22 protein-coding genes are annotated in these 23,754 nt (G+C 60.8%); 1 reads left to right on the top strand and 21 read right to left on the bottom strand.

Annotated elements, in window-relative coordinates; all coding sequences use genetic code 11:
* From atpD to argS, 18 genes are all read right to left on the bottom strand, one after another.
* The gene (atpD, locus tag FEF26_RS11075; RefSeq protein ID WP_138253599.1) at window positions 1-1,458 is read right to left on the bottom strand and encodes a F0F1 ATP synthase subunit beta; all 1,458 of its coding nucleotides are present in this window, start codon (window positions 1,456-1,458) and stop codon (window positions 1-3) included.
* A 13-nt stretch (window positions 1,459-1,471) separates the two neighbouring features.
* Window positions 1,472-2,365 (bottom strand): F0F1 ATP synthase subunit gamma, encoded by an 894-nt coding sequence (locus FEF26_RS11070; RefSeq protein WP_138253598.1) that lies wholly within the window; start codon window positions 2,363-2,365, stop codon window positions 1,472-1,474.
* Between the two features lie 43 nt (window positions 2,366-2,408).
* Window positions 2,409-4,037, bottom strand: a complete 1,629-nt coding sequence (gene atpA, locus FEF26_RS11065) for a F0F1 ATP synthase subunit alpha (RefSeq protein WP_138253597.1) — start codon at window positions 4,035-4,037, stop codon at window positions 2,409-2,411.
* Window positions 4,038-4,118: 81 nt separating this feature from the next.
* The gene (locus tag FEF26_RS11060) at window positions 4,119-4,946 is read right to left on the bottom strand and encodes a F0F1 ATP synthase subunit delta (protein WP_138253596.1); all 828 of its coding nucleotides are present in this window, start codon (window positions 4,944-4,946) and stop codon (window positions 4,119-4,121) included.
* Entirely contained in the window at window positions 4,946-5,506 is a 561-nt protein-coding gene (locus tag FEF26_RS11055) for a F0F1 ATP synthase subunit B (protein ID WP_138253609.1), read from the bottom strand. The genes FEF26_RS11060 and FEF26_RS11055 overlap by 1 nt, the downstream gene beginning before the upstream one ends.
* 80 nt (window positions 5,507-5,586) lie before the next feature.
* Window positions 5,587-5,790, bottom strand: a complete 204-nt coding sequence (locus FEF26_RS11050; RefSeq protein ID WP_119903463.1) for a F0F1 ATP synthase subunit C — start codon at window positions 5,788-5,790, stop codon at window positions 5,587-5,589.
* 82 nt (window positions 5,791-5,872) lie between these two features.
* Window positions 5,873-6,682, bottom strand: coding sequence for a F0F1 ATP synthase subunit A (gene atpB / locus FEF26_RS11045; RefSeq protein WP_166433003.1), 810 nt, complete (start codon window positions 6,680-6,682; stop codon window positions 5,873-5,875).
* A gap of 172 nt (window positions 6,683-6,854) precedes the next feature.
* The gene (locus FEF26_RS11040) at window positions 6,855-7,253 is read right to left on the bottom strand and encodes a hypothetical protein (protein ID WP_138253594.1); all 399 of its coding nucleotides are present in this window, start codon (window positions 7,251-7,253) and stop codon (window positions 6,855-6,857) included.
* Complete coding sequence (locus FEF26_RS11035; RefSeq protein ID WP_243730537.1) at window positions 7,250-8,347, bottom strand: MraY family glycosyltransferase; 1,098 nt, start codon at window positions 8,345-8,347, stop codon at window positions 7,250-7,252. Before FEF26_RS11035 ends, FEF26_RS11040 begins: the two co-directional genes overlap by 4 nt.
* 44 nt (window positions 8,348-8,391) lie before the next feature.
* Entirely contained in the window at window positions 8,392-9,048 is a 657-nt protein-coding gene (locus FEF26_RS11030) for an L-threonylcarbamoyladenylate synthase (protein WP_424991738.1), read from the bottom strand.
* Between the two features lie 4 nt (window positions 9,049-9,052).
* Window positions 9,053-10,006, bottom strand: a complete 954-nt coding sequence (gene prmC / locus FEF26_RS11025) for a peptide chain release factor N(5)-glutamine methyltransferase (RefSeq protein ID WP_243730536.1) — start codon at window positions 10,004-10,006, stop codon at window positions 9,053-9,055.
* A 26-nt stretch (window positions 10,007-10,032) separates the two neighbouring features.
* Window positions 10,033-11,109, bottom strand: coding sequence for a peptide chain release factor 1 (gene prfA, locus FEF26_RS11020; RefSeq protein WP_138253607.1), 1,077 nt, complete (start codon window positions 11,107-11,109; stop codon window positions 10,033-10,035).
* A 123-nt stretch (window positions 11,110-11,232) separates the two neighbouring features.
* On the bottom strand, window positions 11,233-13,143 hold the full coding sequence (gene rho, locus FEF26_RS11015; protein ID WP_138253591.1) for a transcription termination factor Rho: 1,911 nt from the start codon (window positions 13,141-13,143) through the stop codon (window positions 11,233-11,235).
* Between the two features lie 208 nt (window positions 13,144-13,351).
* Window positions 13,352-14,386, bottom strand: coding sequence for a homoserine kinase (thrB, locus tag FEF26_RS11010; protein ID WP_166433002.1), 1,035 nt, complete (start codon window positions 14,384-14,386; stop codon window positions 13,352-13,354).
* Between the two features lie 7 nt (window positions 14,387-14,393).
* Window positions 14,394-15,476 (bottom strand): threonine synthase, encoded by a 1,083-nt coding sequence (thrC, locus tag FEF26_RS11005; RefSeq protein WP_138253589.1) that lies wholly within the window; start codon window positions 15,474-15,476, stop codon window positions 14,394-14,396.
* A gap of 13 nt (window positions 15,477-15,489) precedes the next feature.
* Window positions 15,490-16,842: a homoserine dehydrogenase gene (locus FEF26_RS11000; RefSeq protein WP_243730535.1), complete on the bottom strand. Its 1,353-nt coding sequence runs from the start codon at window positions 16,840-16,842 to the stop codon at window positions 15,490-15,492.
* 50 nt (window positions 16,843-16,892) lie between these two features.
* A complete protein-coding gene (gene lysA, locus FEF26_RS10995; RefSeq protein ID WP_138253588.1) occupies window positions 16,893-18,338 on the bottom strand; it encodes a diaminopimelate decarboxylase in 1,446 nt (481 codons plus the stop codon).
* A 10-nt stretch (window positions 18,339-18,348) separates the two neighbouring features.
* Window positions 18,349-20,007: an arginine--tRNA ligase gene (gene argS / locus FEF26_RS10990; RefSeq protein ID WP_138253587.1), complete on the bottom strand. Its 1,659-nt coding sequence runs from the start codon at window positions 20,005-20,007 to the stop codon at window positions 18,349-18,351.
* Between the two features lie 119 nt (window positions 20,008-20,126).
* Here argS and FEF26_RS10985 point away from each other — a divergent pair, with 119 nt between their 5' ends.
* Window positions 20,127-20,516, top strand: a complete 390-nt coding sequence (locus FEF26_RS10985) for a VOC family protein (RefSeq protein ID WP_138253586.1) — start codon at window positions 20,127-20,129, stop codon at window positions 20,514-20,516.
* Between the two features lie 18 nt (window positions 20,517-20,534).
* Here FEF26_RS10985 and FEF26_RS10980 read toward each other — a convergent pair whose 3' ends face one another.
* From FEF26_RS10980 to FEF26_RS10970, 3 genes are all read right to left on the bottom strand, one after another.
* Entirely contained in the window at window positions 20,535-21,209 is a 675-nt protein-coding gene (locus tag FEF26_RS10980) for a LysE family translocator (RefSeq protein ID WP_166433001.1), read from the bottom strand.
* Between the two features lie 63 nt (window positions 21,210-21,272).
* A complete protein-coding gene (locus FEF26_RS10975; protein ID WP_138253584.1) occupies window positions 21,273-22,007 on the bottom strand; it encodes a response regulator in 735 nt (244 codons plus the stop codon).
* Entirely contained in the window at window positions 22,004-23,626 is a 1,623-nt protein-coding gene (locus tag FEF26_RS10970) for an ATP-binding protein (protein ID WP_138253583.1), read from the bottom strand. The genes FEF26_RS10975 and FEF26_RS10970 overlap by 4 nt, the downstream gene beginning before the upstream one ends.
* Between the last annotated feature and the right edge of the window lie 128 nt (window positions 23,627-23,754).

Below are 23,754 nucleotides of genomic sequence, written 5' to 3'. Positions count from 1 at the left end.
TCAGCCCTGCTTCTGCATCTCGGCGTACTTACGCTCGACATCATCCAGACCGCCGATGTTGTAGAAGGCCTGTTCTGGGACATGGTCAAGGTCACCATTGGCGATGGCGTTGAAGCCTTCGATGGTGTCCTTGATGGGCACAGTAGAACCTTCAACACCGGTGAACTGGACGGCAGTGTAGGTGTTCTGCGAAAGGAACTGCTCGATGCGGCGTGCCCGGGACACAACAATCTTGTCCTCTTCCGAGAGCTCGTCCACACCGAGGATCGCGATGATGTCCTGCAGTTCCTTGTTTTTCTGCAGGATCTGCTTCACCCGAGTGGCGCAGTCGTAGTGCTCCTGGCCTATGTACTGCGGGTCCAGGATGCGGGAGGTGGAGGTCAACGGGTCCACCGCCGGGTACAGACCACGAGACGCAATAGCACGGGAAAGCTCTGTGGTGGCGTCAAGGTGTGCGAACACATTGGCCGGGGCCGGGTCGGTGTAGTCGTCAGCGGGGACATAGACAGCCTGCATCGAGGTGATGGAGTGACCACGGGTGGAGGTGATGCGCTCTTGGAGTACACCCATCTCATCGGCCAGGTTTGGCTGGTAGCCCACAGCCGATGGCATACGACCCAAAAGTGTGGAAACCTCAGAGCCTGCCTGCGAGAAGCGGAAGATGTTGTCGATGAACAGCAGGACGTCCTGGTTCTTCACATCACGGAAGTACTCCGCCATGGTCAATGCACTCAGCGCCACACGCAGACGCGTTCCTGGTGGCTCATCCATCTGGCCGAACACGAGGGCGGTGTCTTTGAGGACACCTGCTTCTTCCATTTCCACCCAGAGGTCATTTCCCTCACGAGTGCGCTCACCGACTCCGGCGAACACCGAGGTGCCACCGAAGTTGCGGGCCACACGGGTGATCATTTCCTGGATGAGGACGGTTTTGCCCACACCTGCACCACCGAAGAGACCGATCTTCCCACCATTGATATAAGGGGTGAGGAGGTCGATCACCTTGATGCCGGTCTCCAGCATCTCAGTGGATCCCTCGAGGGCCGCGAAGTTTGGAGCTTCACGGTGAATGGGCCAACGCTCGGTGATTTCGAGCTCTGATGTGGGCATATCCAGTGTCTCGCCCAGCACGTTGAAGAGGTGACCCTTCACCGTTTCCCCTACGGGCACGGAGATCGGCGCTCCCGTGTCATGCACAGAGACTCCGCGGACCAGGCCGTCAGTGGCCTGGAGGGAGATTGCGCGAATGAGGTTGTCACCCAGGTGGGCAGCGACCTCAAAGGTCACTGTCTTGGTCTCTCCGCCGAGGGTCAGCTCAGCGGTGAGCGCGTTGTACATACCTGGAATAGCGTCGGCGGGGAACTCAATGTCCACCACCGGGCCGATGACACGGGCGACCCGACCGGTCGCGCCGGGCTGCACGGCCTCTGTGGGCTGTTCTGCAGTAGTGGCAGTCATCTCTCTCACTTTCTTACGACGACGCCAGCGCGTCGGCACCGGCGATGAGCTCGGTGAGCTCCTGGGTGATTTCTGCCTGGCGTGCATTGTTCCGCAGCAGCGTGTACTTGCGGATCAGCTCGTCGGCATTGTCGGCTGCGGACTTCATGGCCTTCTGACGTGCTGCCAGCTCGGAAGCCGAGGCTTCCAGCATGGCGGAGAAGATACGGGACTCGATGTACTTGGGCAGCAGCGCGTCCAGCACTTCTTCAGCGGAGGGCTCGAAGTCGTAGAGCGGCATCGGCTCTGCGCCGGCGCCTTCTTCAGACTCGACGACGGACAGGGGCAGTAGTCGCTTGACCACAGGCTCCTGGGTCACCATCGATTTGAACTCGGTGAAGACCAAGTAGATCTCGTCTACACCGCCGGACTCATAGGGTTCGACGAACTGGTCAACCAGGGTTTGGCCGATCTCACGTGCCCGAACCACTGAAGGCGCATCGGTCTGGCCGGTCCACACCTGCTCGTAGTCACGGTTCCGGAAGTCGTAGAACGCTTGTGCCTTGCGACCGTAGAGGTAGGGACGCGCCTCAATATTGTCCTGCTTCAGGCGGGCCAGCAGTGACTCCGACCGTTTCAATACGTTGGTTGAGTACGCTCCTGCGAGTCCGCGGTCGCTAGCCATGATGACCACGGCGGCACGCTGCGGATTGGCTACCTTCTCCGTAAGCACGTGTTCGACATCATCCTGCGAAGCCACAGCCGACACCGCACGGGTGATGGCCTCCGCGTAGGGCGAGGCCGCTTGCGCACGGCTGCGTGCCTTGCCGACTCGCGAGGTCGCGATCAGCTCCATCGCCTTGAAAATCTTCTTCATCGACGAGGTCGATGCGATCTTCTGGCGATAGACCCGGATCTGGGCTCCCATGCTTGTCCTTCCCTTAGTTCAACGTCGAAGAGTCAGTCCACGCTCACTTGGAGGTGGAGATCTCTTCCTGCTTGATGTCCTCGTCGGAGAGCGCCTCAGCGGTTTCGTTACCAACCAGTGACTCTGCACCTTCGGAGTGGAAGTTGCGCTTGAATGTCTCGATTTCCCCGTTGAGGGTGTTCAGCGTGTCATCCTCGAGCTTCCCACTCGAAGCGAGGTTGGTCAGCACATCAGTCTTCCGACGCAGGTGCTCAATCCACTCTGCTTCGAAACGCTTGATATCAGCCAGCTCAATGTCGTCCAGGTGACCTTGGGCACCGGCCCAGATAGACACCACCTGCTCCTCGACGGGAAACGGGGTGTACTGCGGCTGCTTGAGCAGCTCAGTCTGACGTTCACCGCGAGTCAGCTGCTTGCGCGTGGCGGGATCGAGGTCAGAGGCGAACATTGCGAACGCCTGCATGTCGCGGTACTGAGCAAGGTCCAGCTTGAGCGTTCCCGAGACCTTCTTCATGGCCTTGACCTGCGCGGCACCACCGACTCGTGAGACCGAGATACCGACGTCGACAGCAGGCCGCTGGTTCGCGTTGAACAGGTCAGACTGCAAGAAGATCTGGCCGTCGGTGATCGAGATGACGTTGGTCGGGATATATGCCGAAACGTCATTGGCTTTGGTCTCGATGATGGGCAGACCCGTCATTGAACCTGCGCCCAATTCATCGGAGAGCTTCGCACAACGCTCCAGAAGACGCGAGTGTAAGTAGAAAACGTCACCGGGGAAGGCTTCACGCCCCGGCGGGCGGCGCAGCAGCAACGACACAGCGCGGTACGCTTCAGCCTGCTTCGAGAGATCATCAAAGATGATCAGGACGTGCTTGCCGCCGTACATCCAGTGCTGACCGATAGCAGAACCCGCGAACGGGGCCAGGTATTTGAAGCCCGCAGGGTCAGAAGCTGGAGAAGCAACGATGGTGGTGTACTCCAGAGCGCCACGGTCGGCCAGTGTCTGGCGAACGGCTGCGATGGTGGATGCCTTCTGGCCCACAGCCACGTAGACGCAGCGCACCTGCTTGTTCACATCACCGGATTCCCAGTTCGCCTTCTGGTTAAGAATGGCGTCGATACCGATAGCGGTCTTACCGGTCTGGCGGTCCCCAATGATCAGCTGGCGCTGACCGCGACCGATCGGGATCATCGCGTCGATAGCTTTGATACCGGTCTGCAGCGGCTCGTGGACCGATTTACGCTGCACCACTGAAGGTGCCTGGAGTTCCAATGCACGGCGAGATTCGGCCTCGATGGCACCGAGGTCATCAATAGGTGCACCCAGAGGGTCCACCACACGGCCGAGGAACTCATCGCCCACCGGGACGGAGAGCACCTCCCCTGTCCGTGTGACTTCCTGTCCTTCTTCGATTCCGGCGAAGGCACCAAGCACCACGACGCCGATTTCTCGAGTGTCGAGGTTCTGGGCGAGGCCCAGTGTGCCGTCTTCGAAGCGAAGAAGTTCGTTCGACATCGTCGAGGGCAAACCCTCAACTCGTGCAATACCGTCAGCCGCGGAGATCACGCGCCCGACCTCAGTGCGCTCGGCACTCCCCGGGTCATAGGACGCGGCGAACTCGTTCAAGGCGTTGCGGACGTCATCGGCATTGATGGTCAAATCGGCCATCTGCAGTCCCTGCTCTCCTCTATCAGTGGCCGTGTCCAGCACGGCCGTATGGGTCAAAAGTTGTCAGTCGGGCTAGCGGTGCTAGCTGGCGATTGTGCGGTTCAGCTCATTAAGTCGAGCGGCGACAGTGCTGTCTACCACTTCGTCCCCAACCTGGACTCGGATGCCGCCGATCACAGAAGGATCAACCACAACATCCAGCTTCAGCTCCCTGCCGAAGTATTTGTCCAAGCTCGAGGACAGTTTGTGCAGATACGAACTGCCCAGATCTTTCGCCACAGTCACCTGGGCGATCCAACGGTCCTGCCGGGCTGCTATCACCGCGGCGAACCGCTCGATCAACGCGGAAGTGCGCAATCCCCGAGGCGAGGTGACGGCTCGGTCGATCAGCAGGCGCGCCTCGGGTGAGGCCTGTGAAGTCAACTGTCCGGCGAGCTTCTGCTTGGCTGCTGCCGGTGCCTGGTCCTCACTGAGTGCGTGCTGGAGATCGTGGGATTGGGCGATGGTTCGGCGAAAGCTCAACAATGCGCTTTCAAGATCCTCCAGCCCCTGGAGCCCTTGGCTCTCAGCCTTCGCCGCCACAGCGGTGACGGCAAGGGTCTCCAACGCGTCACCCAGATCACGTTCTTTGCTCCACCGCTGAGCTACTGCAGCCTCGAGAACTTTTACGGTCGCAGGCTGAGCTCCCGCATTGAACAAAGACCTGATGACCTCCACGCGAGCAGTGGGCTCACGCGAAGGATCAGTCAAGGATCGGCGTAGAGCCGCAGAGCCGTCCAGCACATCGAGCGCGGTGAACAGCTCATCGGCAACGGCGAGGTCAGCCGCTGTGATGGTCTCCTCCAATTCGCTCTCCAACGTCTTTAAAGACGCCCTAGACCGACTGGATCCGCTGAACTGCACTGCCATTACTGCGTTGCCCCCTGCGTCTGCTGCTCAGCATCGAGATCTGCAAGGAATCGATCCACAACGCGGCTGGAGCGAGCATCGTCCTCGAGGGCCTCGCCGACAATCTTCGACGCCAGCTGCGTCGCCAGAGTTCCGACCTCAGACTTCAAGGAGGCTGCGGCAGCTGCACGGTCAGCTTCGATCTGAGCCTGAGCCTGTTCGCGGATGCGGGCACTCTCAGCGGCGGCCTTCTCCTGGGCCTCTGAGATCAGCTGCGCACCTTCCGCCCGAGCTTCTTCACGAATCTTGGACGCCTCAGCGCGTGAATCAGCCAGCTGCTTCTCATACTCAGCCTTCAGAGCCTCAGCCTCAGCCTTGGCCTCCTCCGCCTGGTTAATGCCGCCTTCAATCGCTTCCACACGGTTTTGGTATGACTGCTCAAACCTTGGGGCGATTACCTTGACGACAATGATGAAAAGCACGATGAAGCCGATGCCGGCTACTGCAGCTTCCCAAGGGTTCGGGATCAACGGATTAGCATCTTCATACTCCGCTGCCCGGATCAGTGTTGTGCTGATCATGTGTTCACCCATCTTCACTAGTCTGACGGTCTTCTTAAGCTGCCGTCATATGCGACGGCTGCGTGTCTGCTGAACCTATGTCAGAGCACAAAGGCGAAGACGATGGCCAGAATGAACACGGCCTCAGCAAGGGCGAAGCCGAGCAGCGCGATGGGCTGCAGCACACGCTGAGCCTCCGGCTGACGTGCCACACCATTGAGGTAGGCAGCGAAGACCATGCCGATCGCGATGGCCGCGCCGAAGCCAGCGAGGCCGAGGCCGATCATGTTCAGGGTGCCTTCCATGTATTTCTCTCTTTCTGTCTCGCTTCCGGTGTCTTTCACCGGAAAGTTGTGCGGGAACTCGTTAGTTGCGGGTCTTACAGGATCAGTGGGCGTCGGCTTCTATGGAACCTTGGATGTAGATGGCGGTCAGCAGAGCGAAGACGAACGCCTGCAGGACCATCATGATCAGTTCCAAGAAGTACAGCGGGATCGAGCCAATCAGGACGGCGACGCCCAAACCTGCGTTGGCAATGCCTTCCTGCTGGGCGATGAGGAACTCGGCTCCGGAACCGGCAAGCATCACGATAATGTGGCCAGCCAACATCACGGCCATCAGACGCAGACTGTGCGTCAGGGGCCGGATGATGAAGTTGGAGAGGAACTCCAGAGGAGTAAGAATGAGCAGCAGGGGCTTGGGCACTCCCGATGGGACGGTCATGAGCTTCATGAACTTCGCACCGTGGAGTTTGAACCCCAAGGCAATCCAGGTGACCCAGATGATGCCTGCCAGGGCATAGGCGGGGCCGGCGTGGGAGAATGTGGGCATCTGCAACCCGGGGATTGCTCCGAACAGGTTGTTGAAGAGCACAAAGAAAAAGACCGTGAAGAGAAGTGGAATCCACGGCTTGAAGTGCTTATCCCCCAGGATGTCCCGGCCCATGGTGTTGCGCACGAAACCGTAGGCGGATTCAGCCAGGTACTGTCCGCGGGATGGGACTAGGGCTTGCTTGCGAATGGCGAAGCTAAACAGCCAGGTGATCAGCACAACGGCCAGAATCACCATCAGCATGTTTTTACCGAAGCCGGTGCCCCAGGGCGCCATCCACGGGAGAATGTCCGGAAGGTGGGTCTCACTGATAGTGGGCGGCTGGAAGCCACCCTCTTCGGCGGCACTCAGGGCAAGCGATGACAACGCTGGTCCTCTCATCGGTCGTCGAAAGATCGAGACATACTGATCTCGTGTTCGGGCGAGGGAAGTCGGCGCATAGACAACCAGCCGCGGCCCGGGCTAAGCCTACCAAAGCTCACCGCCGTGCACGGCACGTTATCCAGCTGTGACAACACTACTACAAGCGGTAGAAAAACTACGCATCAGGTTCAACGGCCAGCCGCATCTTCGCAAAACTGAGGACTTCGGCTACTTGCCACACCAGCAAGACTGCGATTCCAGCCGCGAGAGCCCACGCTGGACTCAGCCAGTCTCCTGGCTGGACGAAGGGCATCACGAGGGCCAGAGCAGCGATTTTCACACCGAAGCCCATCATGAACAGCGGGATGGACAGATGCGGTCGGTGCCGCTCAGCCCAGTCGATCAGGGCAAGCGACAGAAAGGACAGTACGACGACGATGCCTCCCCCGGCTGCCGCAGAGACTGCCGCGGGACTTCCTTGGAACAGCAAGGCGGTGACCGTGACGGCGACAAGCGTCGCCACACCCGCTGCTGTGGTTCTCACGAGCACTTGCCGCCAGCCGGTGCCGGTCATGGAAGGTCCTCTTTCGACTGCCGCGCCGCTGCGCGCCGGTTGCTCTTCCTGACCCTTTTCCGCATTCCGGGTCCGAGAGTCAGCAGGGTCGCGATACCCAATGTCAGAGCCATGGCAGTCGTGACCAACTGCCAGGGAAGGAAGTTGAAGGAGATGGAGCCAAATGCGATGAGACCGGCCCAGAGGTAGAGCAGCAGTACAGCCTGCGCGTGGGAATAGCCTGAGTCCAGCAATTTGTGGTGCAGGTGCCCACGATCAGGTGAGAAAGGACTCTGCCCGCGCAGGGTCCGCCGCACCACCGCCAGCACGAGGTCCAGTACCGGCAGCACCATGACGGCCAGTGGAAGGAGCACCGGCATATAGGCCGGGATATTGCGGAAACGGAACTGTTCCTGGTGAAGCTCTAGGGAACTGGTGGCGATGACGGCACCAGTGGCCATGACGAATCCCAGCAGCATGGCGCCTGTGTCACCCATGATGAGTTTTGAGGGGTGAAAGTTGTGCGGCAGGAAGCCCAGGCATGCCCCCACCAGAACTGCCATGAGCAGGGTCGCCAAGTGCGAAGGTTCGAACTCGCGGATCGACAGCGTCAGCAAGTAGCTGTACATGAAGAACGCCGCACCGCCGATGGCAGCAACTCCAGCAGCGAGCCCGTCGAGGCCGTCAATGAAGTTGAATGCATTGATGGTCAGCACCACGAGGAAGACCGTAAGAAAACCTTGCAGAAGGGGTCCGCCCACACCGAGCCACCCCACAGGCATGACTTCAAGCTGGATGCCGTGAACCACCAGAAGCACCCCGGAGCCGATTTGTGCGGCAAGCTTGATCACCCAGTGGATATCCCAGGCATCATCAGCCATTCCGGTGACCATGATCAGTGTCATGGCGAGAATGACACCAGTCACCTGGGACAGATCAGCGAAGATTCCCGAAAACAATGGGATCAGCGCGGAAATGCCGATCCCGGCGAGCATTCCGACGTATATGGCGACGCCACCCCAACGTGGCTTCACCTCGGTATGGATATCCCGTGAACGAATGCTGGTATAGATACCCAGCCGCAGCGACAGCCTCCGCACCGGCGGAGTCAACATGTAGGTGACACCCGCCGAAACCGTGAGAACTATCAGAAAGTAAATCACTCCGGCGCGACCACCTCGGCCACCACGGCCTGGAGCTCGTGGAGGGGAATCGCTCCCTGGCGCACCACCGTGGGTGAGCCCGTGGTGCAGTCAACGATGGTAGAAGCCTGCTGGTGGGCACGTTCACCATCGTTGAGGTAGACGGCAACAGACTCCGAGAGCATTGCCTGGGCTGCTGCGGCGGTCGTCGCTGCCGGTGCGCCTGTTCGGTTGGCGCTGGAGACAGCCATAGGTCCAACAGCCCCCAACAGGTCGAGTGCGACCTCATCGGCCGGCATTCGCAGCGCAACTGTGCCACGAGTCTCTCCTAGGTCCCAAGCAAGGGAAGGCTGAGCCTGAAGAATAAGGGTCAGTGCACCCGGCCAGAATGTCGCAGCCAGTTCTCGCGCTGATTCAGGAATGTCAGTGGCCAGTGCTTCCATGACCTCCGCGCGGCCAATGAGCACCGGCGGTGGCATCGTTCGGTTCCGTCCTTTGGCCGCCAGCAGGACGGCGACAGCCTGGGGGTTGAAGGCGTCTACGCCGATTCCGTAGACGGTGTCCGTCGGAAGCACCACGGGCTCGCCGCGGCTGAGGGCGCTGCGCGCAGCGGCAATGCCGGCTTCGCGTGCTGGTATCTCCGTCACATCGTAGGTCTGACTCACGCGCTGTATTCTTTCACGCTGTTCGCTTCAATGCGTGCTGGACCGCACCGCGCCGGGGCCCCTGAATCGTCGCAGAGGTGGCTCGTTTCCTGCCGGTCAAGTCCCAGTGCGTTTCAACGCCCTCCAACATTGGGTCTCCACTGCAGAGCGCAGCCAGGGCATCGGCTTGCACCTCTGCGTGTTCAAGAACAAGCCATCCCCCGGAAGCGAGCACCTCCTTAGCGGTGTGCAGCACTGCTGTGGGAAGGTCCAATCCGTCGGGACCACCACCATAGAGCGCAATGTCGGGGTCATGCTCGCGGACCTCCTGCTCGACGGGAACCATATTCGGAGGGATGTACGGCGGGTTGGAGACGACCAGGTCAAACGATTCTGCGGCGCGGTTGGGATCACTACGCCAGTCAGCAGCAAAATCTCGCAGATCGCAGTGGTGCAGGATCACAGAGCTCGCGTCTTGTGGGAGGTTGTCGAAATTGAGCTGTGCCCACGCGGCGGCCTCGGTGGAGACCTCAACAGCATGAACTTCAGCGGCAGGATATTCCAGGGCAATCGAGGCTGCTATTGCTCCGGATCCTGTGCCGAGATCTACAACACGCGGATGGCTGATGCCTTTGCTGCTGAGTTCACGCAGCTTGTGCAGAACCAGGTCTACCACAGTCTCCGTTTCAGGACGGGGAATGAACACCCCGGGTCCGACTTTCAGCTCCAGCCACCGGAATGGCGCCATACCGGTCAGGTGCTGGAGGGGGATCCTGTGTTGACGCTCCCCGATCAGCGCCCAGAACCGATCCTGGGCTTCGATACCGCCTGCTGATTCCCCGGTGTCGGAGATCATCTTGGCTTGGAGCTCTGCCCTGCTCAGACTCCAGACGTGGGCGGCGAGCAGTTCAGCATCTGCCTGCGGGCTGGGAATCCCAGCCTCAGCTAGACGCCCGACGGCGTCACGAATCAGGTCACCTAGTCCCACAGCACTGCTTCCCCCGGGCATCATGCCTATTGGTCGGCGAGTGCGTCGAGCCGTTCCTGTTCATCCAGCTGGATGCAGGATGCGATGACAGCTTCGAGGTCACCGTTGATGACGGCATCAAGGTTGTAGGCCTTATATCCGGTGCGGTGATCCGCAATGCGATTCTCCGGAAAGTTGTATGTCCGGATCCGTTCCGATCGGTCCATCGTCCGCACCTGCGACTTGCGGGCCTGTGAACTCTCAGCGTCGAGCTGTTCCTGCTGATGAGCGAGGAGTCTGGAACGCAGAACTCGCATGGCTGCTTCCTTGTTCTGCAGCTGAGACTTCTCATTCTGCATAGCCACCACGATTCCAGTAGGCAGGTGGGTGATTCGGACCGCAGAGTCGGTGGTGTTGACGCTCTGTCCTCCGGGGCCTGAGGAGCGGTAGACGTCGATCTTGAGGTCGTTCTGGGAGATTTCTATCTCCTCCGGCTCATCGACTTCTGGGAGCACGAGGACGCCGGCTGCTGAGGTGTGTATCCGACCCTGGGATTCGGTCTCGGGAACGCGTTGGACCCGGTGGACTCCACCTTCGAACTTCAGGTGCGCGTAGACGCCTTCGGCGGGATCATTGGTGTTGGACTTGATGGCGACCTGGACGTCCTTGTAGCCGCCCAAGTCTGATGGGGTGGAGGAGATGAGTTCTGTTTTCCACCCTTTAGACTCGGCGTAGCGGGTGTACATGCGCAGCAGATCTCCGGCGAAGAGAGCCGCTTCATCGCCGCCGGCTCCGCCCTTGACTTCGACGATCGCATTGCGGACATCATTCTCATCACGTGGGATGAGCATGCGGAGCAAGCGCTCGGAAGCCTTTTCCAGCTGCTCCTGTAGCCGGGGGACCTCAGCGGCGAATTCGGCGTCGTCCTCACCGAGTTCACGTGCCGCTTCAAGGTCATCCTGCAGCTGCTCCCAGCGACGGTGAGCTTCGACGACGCCGTTGAGCTGCGCGTATCGGCGGCCCAGTTTGCGCGCCAGTGACTGGTCTGCGTGCGTTTCCGGCTCGGCCAGCTGCGCTTGAAGCTCTTGGTGCTCCTCCAGCAGGCTGCCGACGGAGTCAAACATGCGGGGGTTGATCTCGGTGCTCATAGGCCTTCCTAGAACGACGACGTAACGGGACGTGATCTGAAAAGACCCCGCCAGTGCCTGGTGAGGACTGCTGACGGGGTCTTCCCCGGATACGCGAACCTAGTCGCCGTTGCCGCCCAGAGTGGTTTTCTGGGTCAGCAGCAGGAACTCCGCGTTGGAACTGGTGTCCTTGATCTTCTTCAGCAGAAGATCCAAGCCCTGCTCCTGCTCCAGTCCGGAGAGAACGCGGCGCAGTTTCCACATGATCTGAACCTCCTGCGGGGAGAGCAGGTTCTCTTCCCGTCGTGTGGAGGACTCTGAGACGCTGATGGCTGGGAAAATCCGCTTATCTGCCAGGCGGCGGGAGAGGCGGAGCTCCATGTTGCCGGTGCCCTTGAACTCTTCGAAGATGACCTCATCCATTTTGGATCCGGTTTCCACCAGGGCGGTAGCCAGGATCGTCAGTGAGCCGCCGTGCTCAATATTGCGGGCTGCACCGAAGAACCGCTTGGGTGGGTAGAGCGCGTTGGCATCAACACCACCGGAGAGAATACGACCGGAGGCTGGTGCTGCGGTGTTGTATGCGCGGCCCAGTCGAGTCATGGAGTCCAACAGGACCACGACGTCCTTGCCGACCTCCACCAGGCGCTTGGCGCGCTCGATGGCGAGTTCGGCAACCGTGGTGTGGTCATCGGCCGGACGGTCGAATGTGGAGGCGATAACCTCTCCGTCGACAGTCCGCTGCATATCGGTGACTTCCTCGGGGCGCTCATCGACCAGCACCATCATCAGGTGCACCTCAGGGTTGTTGGTCTTGATGGCCTTCGCCAGGGACTGCAGGATGATGGTCTTGCCGGCCTTGGGCGGGGAGACGATCAGACCGCGCTGACCCTTACCGATGGGCGCCACCAGGTCGATGACACGGGTGCCGACGTCCTTCGGGTCGCCTTCCAGCCGCAGGCGTTCCTGCGGGTAGAGCGGGGTGAGCTTGTTGAAGTCGACGCGGTCGGTGTTGGCCTCTGCTGGACGGCCGTTGATTTTGTCCACCTTGACCAGAGCTGCGAACTTTTGCCGCTTATTCTGCTTCTGGTTGTCTTGCGGTGCTTTGATGAAGCCAGTGACCACATCCCCTTTTCGCAGGTTGTTCTTCTTGACCTGTTGAAGGGAGACATAGACGTCGTTCTGACCAGGCAGGTAGCCGGAGGTGCGGACAAAGGCGTAGTTGTCGAGAACATCGAGGATTCCTGCGATCGGGATGAGCTGGTCATCCTCGGTGAAGTCGGAATCGTCGTGCTCGGGTCCGCGGTTGCGGTCCCGGCCACGCCGGTTGCGGTCATTGCGGTTACGACGCCGGTTCCGACGGTCATTACGATCATCGTCGTTGTCATTGTCGTTGTCGTGATCGCGACCGAAGTTCTCCTGGTCCTGACGGTGATCCTGTGAGTCCGACTGGCTCGACCGGTCAGACTGGTTGGAACGATCAGGCTGGTTCGACCGATTGGACTGCTTGCGCTCACCGCGCTGCGGACGCTGGTTCTCGCCACGCTCACGGCCTTCATTGGCGTCAGACGAGTCGGATCCGGATTGCGCCTTGTCGCGCCCTCCGCGGCCATCGTCACTCTTGTTGCGTGTGCGGCGATGCCGGTTGTTGCCTTTGGGCTGATTCTGAGCGTCGCCGTCCTGCTGAGCTTCCTCATTGGAGCGGCCATTCTTGGCCTCGTCCTTGGGAGCCTCATTACGGTCCGCGTCTGCCGCAGGAGCGGGAGCCGCGTGGTTTTCTGCGGCGCTCTTGTCTTTCTCCGCGGGCTTTTCAGCCTTCTTGCCGCGGTCGGCTACTGCGCCGCCGCGCTGGTGAGCGGAGATCGCCTCGACCAAATCGGATTTACGCATCCGGGAGGACCCGGCAATACCCAGTTGAGAAGCCAGCGCCTTAAGCTGAGCTAGTTTGAGTCCGGCGAGCCCGCTGTTTGAATTGCTGTCGGCATCGTTCTTCACGTCCTGAGGTGCTCCCTCAGTGGTGGTTTCTGTCACGAAGGTTCCTTCTCCCTCGTCAGGCAGACCGCGTTCAGATGCGGCCAACGGTTTCCATGGCAATCTTTCGCGTCAACGCGTTGAAGAATTTCCCCTTCAGTACACTGATGTACACACTCAGGTTGAACACATCAAGAGGTGCGTGCTGTGTCAATAACCCGGCTGGGAGAGCGCGAACTGCGCGAAAGTCACTCGGTGATAACTTCGATCACCGCAGTGCCTCAACTATAGCACCTGTGTGGGCTATAGGCAGATTCGATGGGGTGAACGTGTCCTGTCCGGAGTGCTCAGCGGAGAACCGGTGGATCGCTGCGGCAGCTGCTTCCGCCCGCTGCTCACTCGTCATCACCAAGACCGTTGGGCCTGCACCGGAGATGACTGTGGCGAAGCCTTGGCCGCGCAGCGCGTCTACCAGCGCCATGGACAGCGGGAACGCCTGGCGGCGGTACTCCTGGTGCAGGAAGTCCTCTGTCGCATCGAGCAGAAGACGTGGGTCGGAGGTGATCGCATGCACCAGAAGAGCTGCCCGGGAGCTGTTCTTCGCGGCCTGATCATGGGGAACACTGCCCGGTAAGACGTCGCGGGCAGCTTGGGTCGATTGCACGAAAGATGGAATGGCCACCACACAGGTCAGTTCCGGATGCACTCCAAGTGGCGCTGTTCGATACATGGGCTCCGGGCTGTCTGAGGCCAGCCAGGACACGGCCACTCCTCCACGGAGGGCAGGTGCGTAGTTGTCAGGGTGGCCCTCAATGCGTGACCCGATCTGCAACTGCTCATCATCGGTCAGTCCACCGGGAATCAGCTGATCAGCAGTCTTGACTGCTGTGGCGATAGCCGCGGCGGAGGAACCGAGCCCGCGAGAATGCGGAATGGTGTTCTGCGCCTGAACATCCAAATCAGGGAGATGGTAGCCCTTGGAGGCGAGAATACGTTCCACTGCGGTGATCACAAGATGCGATGCATCAGCGGGCAGCTCCCCAGCACCTTCACCGGTGACGACGACGCCGACCTCCGGCGCTTCCAGGTTGCGGCGCGGCCGGGCGGTCACCTGGATCTCATCACGCCAGTCCAGAGCCAGCCCAAGAGTGTCATAGCCTGGCCCCAGGTTGGCGCTGGTGGCCGGGACGCTTAGCCTGAACTGCTTTTCAGCCGTGAGCGGCTCACGCAGCTGGTGTGCTGGCGCGCCGGCTGCTGCATCAGGTCCGAGACCCTGCCCTAACCGTCCTAATTGAAGTCCCATGTGTTGTTCAGAGCCCCAGGGTCCGGGCCACGGTCTCAACATCCTGTGGAACCTGGGTGGGGGCGGCGTCGTTGCCGTCGCCTGTCTGCAACTCGGGATTGTTGATCGCCCAGTCGGGATCCTTCAGGCCGTGACCGGTCACGGTGATGACCCATCGCTTGCCAGTGGGCACCTCCCCTGCTGCGTGCTTCTTCAGCAGACCGGCAACTCCGGCGGCTGATGCCGGTTCCACAAAAACTCCCTCTTTAGCGGAGAGCCACCGGTGTGCGGAGAGGATTTGATCGTCGGTGACCGATTCGATCACCCCGGATGACTCATCCCGGGCAGCTTCGGCGTACTCCCACGAGGCCGGGTTCCCAATGCGGATCGCCGTCGCAACAGTTTCTGGGTCAGTGATGGGGTGCCCTGCGACGATTGGGGCAGCTCCGGCAGCTTGGAATCCCCACATCGTCGGAAGGGACGTGGCCACTTGGTCCTCGTAGTACTCGTTATAGCCTTTCCAGTAGGCCGTGATGTTGCCGGCGTTGCCGACTGGCAGCAGGTGGTAGTCGGGAGCCGAGCCAAGTGCGTCGACTACCTCGAAGGCCGCAGTTTTCTGCCCTTCAATGCGCGCAGGGTTGACGGAGTTGACCAGGAAGACCGGGTAGTTCTCAGCGAGTTTGCGAGCCACGTCGAGGCACCCGTCGAAGTTCCCGTCAATCTGAATCAGCTCCGCCCCGTGAGCAACGGCTTGGGAGAGCTTGCCCATGGCGATTTTTCCCGCTGGCACCAGCACTGCGCAGGTCAGCCCAGCTTGGGTGGCGTAGGCGGCGGCGGAGGCGGACGTGTTTCCGGTCGAGGCGCACACTACGGCTTTGGCACCATCGGCCACCGCTGCGGTGATGGCCATGGTCATTCCGCGGTCTTTAAACGAACCTGTGGGGTTCATTCCCTCCACTTTGAGGTGTACCTCGCCCTTCACGAGGGCTGACAGCGCCGGAGCGTACACCAGGGGTGTGCCGCCCTCACCGAGGCTGATAATGCGGTCTTCCTCAGTGACCGGCAGTCGGTCAAAGTACTCGCGGATCACTCCTCGCCACTGGTGCGCCATATGGGGTTCCCCTTTACTTCTTGACTTCGACACGCAGCACGGAGATCACGGTCTTGACCACATCAAGTCCGCGCAGTTCCTGCACGGTCTCGTGCAGGTCTTTTTCGCTGGCGATATGGGTCACGACCTGCACTTTCGCGCCATTCTCACTATCTTCGACTTCGCCTTCGATGGTCACGCTGCCGGGCTGACGCATTGATTCGATGGAGACGTGATGGTCTGCCAGCACACGGGCAATCTCTGCGATCACGCCTTCCTTGTCGGCGACTTCCATGTCGATGTAGTACTGGGTGGTCGCTTTTTCGATCGGCAGCGGTGGAAGGTGGACCTCGCTGGAGATGGTGGGAGACTCAGGCACAGGTGCCCGCAGCCGCCGCGCCACGGCGACTACATCTCCCATGATGGCGCTGGATGTGGGCCGCCCTCCGGCACCCTGTCCGTAGAACATCAGCTCGCCGGCGTTTTCGGCCACCACGAAGACCGCGTTGAAGGCACCGCGCACGCTGGCCAATGGGTGGGTTCGCGGCAATAGCGTGGGGTGAACGCGCAGCACGACGCCGGGTTCCTGTCCTTGCGTGTGCTTCTCCGCAATGGCCAGCAGCTTGATCACGTAGCCGGAGGCGGCTGCTGCCTCGATGTCGTCCTGGGTGACCTCGGTGATGCCTTCGCAGTAGACGTCGTCGAAGCTGAACGGAGCGTGGAACGCGAGAGTGCCGAGAATGGCGGCTTTCGCTGCGGCGTCGAGTCCAGCGACATCAGCTGTAGGGTCGGATTCTGCGTATCCGAGCTTCTGAGCCTCGTCGAGGGCGTCGTCGAACGCGGCACCGGTGGTGTCCATCTGGTCGAGGATGTAATTGGTGGTGCCGTTGACGATCCCCATCACCTTGGTGATCCTGTCACCGGAGAGCGATTCTTCGATTGGACGCAGAATCGGAATTGCCCCACCGACAGAGGCTTCGTATCGGAGCAGCGCACCAGTATCCGCCGCGATGGCATTGAGTTCGGTTCCTCGGCTAGCCAGCAGGGCCTTATTGCCGGTCACCACAGCTGAACCGCGGCGCAGTGCCTGCTCGATGAGTGCTCCAGCAGGCTCGTTTCCGCCAATGAGCTCGATGACAAGGTCAGATTGGTCCACCAGGGCCTCAGCGTCAGTGGTGAGCAGCTCACCAGGAATGCGCCAGTCGCGTGGGGCCTCAGGGTCGCGGACAGCGACGCCGACAAGTTTCACAGGTGTGCCGACCCGGGCGGAGATCAACTCCCGTTCCTCCACCAGTGTCTTGGCTACTTGGGCACCAACGTTGCCGGCCCCGAGCAGGCCGATACGGATCGTTTCGCCAGATTTGGACTGCGGCGGCAGTGCCATCATCACCTCTTCAGTGTGGAAGTTCAGTTCCGGCGACATTCGCGTCCGCCGGCTTAGGGTGTATAACCGGTGTCGCGAGCGAGCATCATGTCCTCAGTTTCCCGACGAATCAGTACCTGAGTTTCTCCGTCTTGTACGGCGACCACGGCGGGCCGGGTCAGGTAGTTGTAGTTGCTCGACAGCGAGTGGCAGTACGCCCCTGTGGCCGGTACAGCAAGGATGTCTCCCCGGATCACAGCCGGTGGCAAGTATACGTTTCTGACCACGATGTCTCCGGATTCGCAGTGCTTTCCCACAATGCGAGACAGCACATGTTCTCCAGTGATCCTCCGTGAGGCCACAACGGCGGAGTAATCGGCGTCGTAGAGCACCGGCCGAGGGTTGTCCCCCATACCGCCGTCCACTGCGATGTAGCGGCGGCTGATCCCGTCCTCAACCACCACATCTTTGGTGGTTCCCGCGCTGTAGAGAGTGATTCCGGCTGGCCCGGCGATGCTGCGCCCTGGTTCGATGCTGAGTCGCGGTATCGCGATGCCGTGCTCCGAGCACGCATCCCGGACTGCGGCCGCAAGAGCCTGGGCGATCTCTTCCGGTGCGCGGGGATGGTCGGCCTCAGTGTAGGCAATTCCGTGTCCCCCACCGAGATCCAGTTCTGGCAGAACGACGCCGTGGCTCGCCTGGACTCTGGCGAGGAACCCGATCAGCTTGGATGCGGCAAGTTCGAAACCCGTGGGTTCGAAGATCTGCGATCCGATGTGGCAGTGCAGACCTATCAGATCGACACCAGGGGCTTCGAGGGCCTGCTCTACTGCTGTCCAGGCGGGCGATCCTAGGAACGGGTTGGGCGATTCAGTATGGGTGCCTGGAACTGGAGTGAGCGACAGCCCAAATTTCTGGTCTTCGTGGGCGGTGGCGATGTATTCATGGGTGGAGGCGTGAACCCCAGGTGTCAGGCGCAGCATCACGGAGGCGGTGCGGCTCATACCGGAAGCGATGGCAGAGATTCGTCCGATCTCTTCAACAGAGTCAGCGATGATCCGCCCCAGTCCGAGCTCCACGGCACGGGCGATTTCAACATCAGATTTGTTGTTCCCGTGCAGTCCGATGCGTGCGGGGTCCACCCCCGCTGCTAGCGCTATGGCCAGCTCACCTCCGCTGGCGGTGTCGATGTTCAGACCTTCTTCAGTGGCCCACTGCGCCACGCGTGTGGAGAGAAACGCTTTACCTGCGTAGAAGACATCAACTGCCGTGTCTGGGGTGAACGCCTGGTTAAACGCTTCGCGGAACCGGCGGGCTCGCGTTCGGAAGTCTGTTTCGGAGAACACGTAGAGCGGGGTGCCGTAGGTGGCTGCCAGGTCACTGACAGGCACCCCTTCGATGACCAGCTCACCGGCGGGACTGCGCGATGTGGTGATTGGGAAAAGCGCCGATTCCAAATCATCTGTATTTTCGCGGGGACTTAGCCAGTCTGGTGCCAGTGGGTGGGGGGTGAGTGTCATAGTGCGTCCCTTACATCTGGTCCGGGGCACTGACGCCCAGCAGGGTGAGTCCGTTGCGCAACACCTGCGCGGTGGCGCTGTTAAGCCAGAGTCTTGTTCGGTTTAGGTCCGTGACTGGTTCCACGGTGCCGTCTTCACGGGTGGAGGGCGCGATCCTGCATTTGGCGTACCAGGCGTGATACGCCCCGGCCAGGTCCTCCAGATAGCGGGCTACCCGGTGGGGTTCCCGCAGCTCAGCCGCTCGAGCCACGGTGTTGGGGAACTTAGCCAGATGCGCTAACAGCTCTTCTTCTCGCTCATGGGTGAGTTGGGCGGCGTCGAAGCTGGAGTGGTCAACTCCCTGCGCTTCTGCGTTGCGGGCAGCGTTGCAGGCCCTGGCGTGGGCGTACTGCACGTAGAAGACGGGGTTGTCGTTGGTCTTCGACTGCAGCACCTCGGGGTCTACGTCGATCGGTGAATCGGCGGGATAGCGGGCCAGGGTGTAGCGCAATGCGTCGGTGCCGAGCCATTCGATGAGGTCATCGAGGGCGATGACATTGCCTTTGCGTTTCGACAGGCGGGCGCCCTTAACGCTCATCAGTTGGCCAATGAGGATTTCAATGTTCTGTTCTGGGTCGTCACCGGCGCAGGCGGCCATGGCCTTGAGTCGGCCCACATAGCCATGGTGGTCGGCACCAAGAATGTAGATCTTCTCGCTGAAGCCCCGTTCGCGCTTACTGAGGTAGTAAGCTGCGTCGGCGGCGAAGTACGTCGGTTCACCATCGTCTTTGATGAGCACCCGGTCTTTGTCGTCACCGAAGTCTGTTGTGCGCAGCCACACCGCGCCGTCGCGGTCATCGATGTTGCCCTGTTCGCGCAGGGTGGCGATCGCGGAGTCGATAAGTTTCTCATCGTGGAGAAATTTCTCGGAGAACCACTCGTCGAAGTGGACGCCGAAGGCCTGCAGGGTGCCCCGAATCTGGGCGAGCTGAGCCGGGTAGGCAATCTCACGAACAACCTTCAGTGCCTCAGGGCGCGGCAGGTCCCGGACATCTGGGCGTTGGGCGGCGACAATCTTTGCGAGGTCGTTGATGTATTCACCTGGGTACCCGCCTTCTGGCGTGTCTTCTCCGTGGAGTGCGGCCAGCACGGTTGCGGCGAAAACATTCATTTGGTTGCCGGCGTCGTTGATGTAGTACTCAGCGGTGACGTCGGCCCCTGAGGCGCGCAGCAGCCTCAGCAGCGCGTCACCTAACGCTGCCCAGCGGGTGTGGCCCATATGGAGCGGACCGGTGGGGTTGGCGGAGACGTATTCCAGGTTGATGACATGCCCGGTCAGTGCCTGATTGTGCCCGAAGGTTTCTCCGCCCTCAACGATGCTCTGCGCGAGTTGTCCGGCGGCCGCGGCGTCAAGGGTGACGTTGATAAACCCTGGTCCCGCTACCTCCACGCGGGTGATCCCTGGGTGCTCGGTGAGCCGTGTAGCAAGGGCCTCCGCCAGCTGCCGGGGGTTCATTTTTGCCGGTTTTGCTAGCTGCAGGGCGATATTGGTGGCCCAATCTCCGTGATCGCGGCTCTTCGGCCGCTCCACTCGCACATTCTCTGGAAGGGTTTCGAGGTTGATGTCGCCGGACGCGACGGCTTCAGCGAGGGTGGTTTTCACAACGGAGGAGAGTTCTTCTGGAGTCACTCGGACAGTCTACCCACCAGATTTACTCAAGCTTTGGCAGGGATTAGCACTCCGCACCACTTGTCACCAACCGGTGTGGCGTGCCGGCAGCTGGGAGTCATCATGCTTGGATTTCTCTCATGACTGCATATGTGTCGCACACAACTTTTGACGCCGAGAACGCTTACGCACTGTCGGAATGGTGGAAGCGTGTCCTCGGTTACTCCGATATGCCAGGTGATCCCAATGAGCCGGGAGACGAACAATGCATGATCGTCGATCCCACATCTGGGCATCGACTTCTTTTCGTCGAAGGCAAGTACGGGCCGAAAGAAGTGAAGAACCGGGTTCATCTGGACCTGGGATCGCGGGAGGGAGCGCGGGACGAGGAGATCGAACGCATCCGTCGTCTCGATGCCACCGTGATCGCCGATAGACGCGGCGAGCGGGGCCCCGGCACGGGATGGGTAACTTTCGCAGATCCTGAGGGCAATGAGTTCTGTCTGGTCCGCTCCCCTGCTGAGATGTAGGTGCGCAAATCAGCATTGCTACAAGGCCAGCCCCACGGTTCCTGCGATCACCATATAGATGCCCAGGCCGAGTAGAGTCAGACCGCTGACGAGTTCGATCCACCCAGTGACCCGCGGGTTGGACAGCCAACGGTTAGCCGCATCGACCATCATGACGATGCCAATGAGATAGGCGTAGACCGTCACCACCACCGTTCCGCCGAGGACTGCGATGGCGAAGACCGGGCCCATGGCGGTGGGCGTGAACTGTGGAAAGAGCGCAAGGAAGAACAAACCCACCTTGGGGTTGGTCATACAGGTGGCGATACCGGCAAAGAAGGGAGTCAGGGGCGTCGTCGTCGTGCGTTTTTTGGCAGGGGTTGCCCGCTGCAGTCCAGCCGCGGTGATCACGGCCGCGTTGCGGAACCTTCCGCGCGCGGTGAGACAGGTTCGGGCGCCTAGTACAAGCAGATAGCAGCCACCCAGCAGGCTGACGACGTAGTAGGCAATGTCTGAGGCTTCGAAGAGCGCGGCTAACCCAAGTGCGGCCAGGGCAGCCCACACGAACATGGCGACAGATGAACCCGCCGCGGCCAAAGCACCTGCACGGCGGGAGACCAGAGCGTAGCGCAGCGAGAGGAGCGTATCTGGTCCTGGGGTCACCGCGAGAATGACGGCGACGCCGAGGAAGGCGAAATAGGTGCTGAGGGTCACGGGTCCATCCTGCGCCTGTACCGGGTGATGGCACAAACATTGCCGAGAAAGCGCCCGGTAGAGCTATGGGATCCAACGGTAGCGATGCTCCGGCCGTCCTGCCTGACCGTAGCGCAGTGTGAGCTCAGCCCTGCCTTCGGCACACAGGTGCTCCAAGTAGCGGCGGGCGGTGACTCGGGCTATCCCCGTGGTTTCGGATACCTCAACTGCGGAGACGTCTTCCGCTGAGGAGCGCAGTGCTTCGGCGACTCGTTCGACCGTCGCAGGTGTGAGGCCCTTGGGCATCGAGCGCGACGCCACAGGTCGCATCATTCCGAAGAGCGTGTCAACGTCCTTCTGCGTGACAGTCGACATCGCGGACATGCGTTTGCGGGCGGAGGCATAGCGTTCGAGCTGATTGCGCAGTTGCCGCAGCGGAAACGGCTTGATCAGGTAGTGCAGCGCGCCCATCGCTATCGCTCTGCGCACCTGCTCCACATCGCGCAGGGCTGTGATGAGCAGAACGTCGACGATTCCGACCTCCCGCATCCACGCCGAACTTCTCAGTTCTTCCAGGACGGCCAGTCCTGTGCGGTCCGGCAGGAAGAGATCCAGCAGGATTAGGTCAGGCTGTTGCTGCCGCACGGCCTCGAGCGCTTCGGCTGCAGTATGCGCTGTTCGGATCACGGTGAACCCGGGCAGGGAGTCGACCAATTCGCGGTGGTTGCGAGCTACTCTCACGTCGTCATCGACGATCAGTGCGGTGATCGGCTTAGCGTTCCGTGCCCCGGATCCAGGGTTCGATGCGGGGAGGTTCATGCGCTGTTGACCTCCTGCCGCACCGGCAGGTAGGCGCAGAACGTGGTCTCGTCCTCGGTGTCGACGCTGACGGAACCTCCGCGTCGTAAGCAGGCCTGGTGCACCAGCGCTAGGCCCAGTCCTCGCCGACCGTCCTGGTCCTTGGTGGAGCGCCCAATACTGAAGACGTCTTCGGCGATGTCCAGGTCCAGCCCTGGGCCTGAGTCGATCACCCGGACTTCAACCAGACCATCCATCTGGTCTCCGTGCTGGCGGACCATCAGCTCCACCCGACCGTTGGGGCCTGCTGCCTCCATCGCGTTGTCCATAAGGTTCCCTATCACCAGGAGCAGGTCATCGCGCAGATCGTGGGACTGGTTCTCTGGCAGGTGCGAAAGCTCAGAGAGGGTTAATTGGACTCCTCGCTCAGCGGCTTGGACTGACTTGGCCAGGACTAAGGCAGCCACTGTCATGTCCTGAATGCGGGCGGCGATCTCAGCGTCGGCACCGGAGGTAGCCAGCGACAGCTCTGAAAGGTACGCCTGGGCCTGGTCGATGGTGCCGAGTTCCAGCATTCCGGCCACCGTATGAATGCGATTGGCGAACTCATGCCGCTGAGCGCGCAGGCCGTCGGTGACAGTGCGGGCGCCGTCGAGCTGGTCACTGAGTCGGGTGAGTTCTGTCCGGTCGCGGAGGGTGACGACGACGCCGCTGTCAGCTTCACGCACACGCACGGGTCTTCTATTACAGACCAGGATGAGACCATCTACGCTCAAGAGCAGGTCTTCTCCGGCCTCCGGACCACTGAGTACTGTTTGAGCCTCAGCTCCGAGCCCCAGTTCTGCGGGGGTCCGGCCTAGGTGGTTCTCTGGAAGACGAAGCAGCTGCTGTGCAGGGGTATTGGCCAGCACAATGCGCCCTTCACTGTCCAGACCAATCACTCCCTCGCCGATGGCGTAGAGCAGCGCTTCGCGACCGTCGAGCAGGGCGGTGATCTCCCGGGGTTCCAATCCGTGCGTATCGGCACGGAGTCGGCGGGCGAGCAGCCGGGCGCCAACAGCCCCGATTCCAACGGCCAGGAGTGCGACACCGAAGATGAGCGGCAGCTCACCAATGGAGGCCAGACGGACCTCGGAAGCCAGAATCCCCACGGAGACGAAACCGATGACTTCTTCTGAGTCGTTATATATGGGCACTCGGGCGCGCATGGTCAGCCCGGCGTATCCGTGCTCCACACCAGTCCAGATGTTTCCTGCCAATACGGGCGCCGGATCCAGATCAGGCCGATGGCCGATCGCTGCCGGGTCTGGGTGGGACTGCCGAATACCATCACGGTCAGCGATCATGATGTATTCATAGCCGGTGGCCTCACGCAGGGTTTCTGCCCAGGGAGCGAGGATTTTCGAAGGATCCTCTGTCTCGAGAGCGTCCCTGACGGTCTCCATAACGGCCACAGATTCCGCCATGGTGAGGACTCGGTCCTCGTATTGCTGACGGACTTCGATGTACTGGTTCACACCCCAGAGCAAGCTGACCAGGGTGACCGCCCCAATGAGCAGAACCATGTTCCACCGGAAGAGCCGGTGGCCCAACGAGACCTCGCGGTGAGCGGATCCTGGACGGCGTGCCAGTACAGACATTCGCCCTCCCTTCTCCGCCTCACGAGCGGGATGTGCCCCTGGTGGCAACACCTTTTTTCGGGACCAATATGACCATTATTGAGTGAATGTGCACAAAACTGTGGGGCCGGTCACATTCGTTCAATACT

The organism is Nesterenkonia salmonea (genome assembly GCF_005771525.1).
GTDB lineage: Bacteria > Actinomycetota > Actinomycetes > Actinomycetales > Micrococcaceae > Nesterenkonia > Nesterenkonia salmonea.
The sequence above is the reverse complement of the archived record's forward strand: the minus strand, read 5'-3'. Positions and strand labels throughout refer to the sequence as shown.

Excerpts from the sequence above, each read along its gene's own strand:
- FEF26_RS10985 (WP_138253586.1), top strand. The coding sequence starts at position 20,127 with ATGACTGCATATGTGTCGCACACAACTTTTGACGCCGAGAACGCTTAC.
- FEF26_RS10975 (WP_138253584.1), bottom strand. The coding sequence starts at position 22,007 with ATGAACCTCCCCGCATCGAACCCTGGATCCGGGGCACGGAACGCTAAG.
- FEF26_RS11060 (WP_138253596.1), bottom strand. The coding sequence starts at position 4,946 with ATGGCAGTGCAGTTCAGCGGATCCAGTCGGTCTAGGGCGTCTTTAAAG.
- thrC (WP_138253589.1), bottom strand. The coding sequence starts at position 15,476 with ATGGCGCACCAGTGGCGAGGAGTGATCCGCGAGTACTTTGACCGACTG.
- FEF26_RS10970 (WP_138253583.1), bottom strand. The coding sequence starts at position 23,626 with ATGTCTGTACTGGCACGCCGTCCAGGATCCGCTCACCGCGAGGTCTCG.
- atpD (WP_138253599.1), bottom strand. The coding sequence starts at position 1,458 with ATGACTGCCACTACTGCAGAACAGCCCACAGAGGCCGTGCAGCCCGGC.
- FEF26_RS11055 (WP_138253609.1), bottom strand. The coding sequence starts at position 5,506 with ATGATCAGCACAACACTGATCCGGGCAGCGGAGTATGAAGATGCTAAT.
- FEF26_RS11000 (WP_243730535.1), bottom strand. The coding sequence starts at position 16,842 with ATGATGGCACTGCCGCCGCAGTCCAAATCTGGCGAAACGATCCGTATC.
- FEF26_RS11040 (WP_138253594.1), bottom strand. The coding sequence starts at position 7,253 with ATGACCGGCACCGGCTGGCGGCAAGTGCTCGTGAGAACCACAGCAGCG.
- thrB (WP_166433002.1), bottom strand. The coding sequence starts at position 14,386 with ATGGGACTTCAATTAGGACGGTTAGGGCAGGGTCTCGGACCTGATGCA.
- lysA (WP_138253588.1), bottom strand. The coding sequence starts at position 18,338 with ATGACACTCACCCCCCACCCACTGGCACCAGACTGGCTAAGTCCCCGC.
- FEF26_RS11050 (WP_119903463.1), bottom strand. The coding sequence starts at position 5,790 with ATGGAAGGCACCCTGAACATGATCGGCCTCGGCCTCGCTGGCTTCGGC.
- atpA (WP_138253597.1), bottom strand. The coding sequence starts at position 4,037 with ATGGCCGATTTGACCATCAATGCCGATGACGTCCGCAACGCCTTGAAC.
- prfA (WP_138253607.1), bottom strand. The coding sequence starts at position 11,109 with ATGTTTGACTCCGTCGGCAGCCTGCTGGAGGAGCACCAAGAGCTTCAA.
- FEF26_RS11035 (WP_243730537.1), bottom strand. The coding sequence starts at position 8,347 with ATGTTGACTCCGCCGGTGCGGAGGCTGTCGCTGCGGCTGGGTATCTAT.
- FEF26_RS11070 (WP_138253598.1), bottom strand. The coding sequence starts at position 2,365 with ATGGGAGCCCAGATCCGGGTCTATCGCCAGAAGATCGCATCGACCTCG.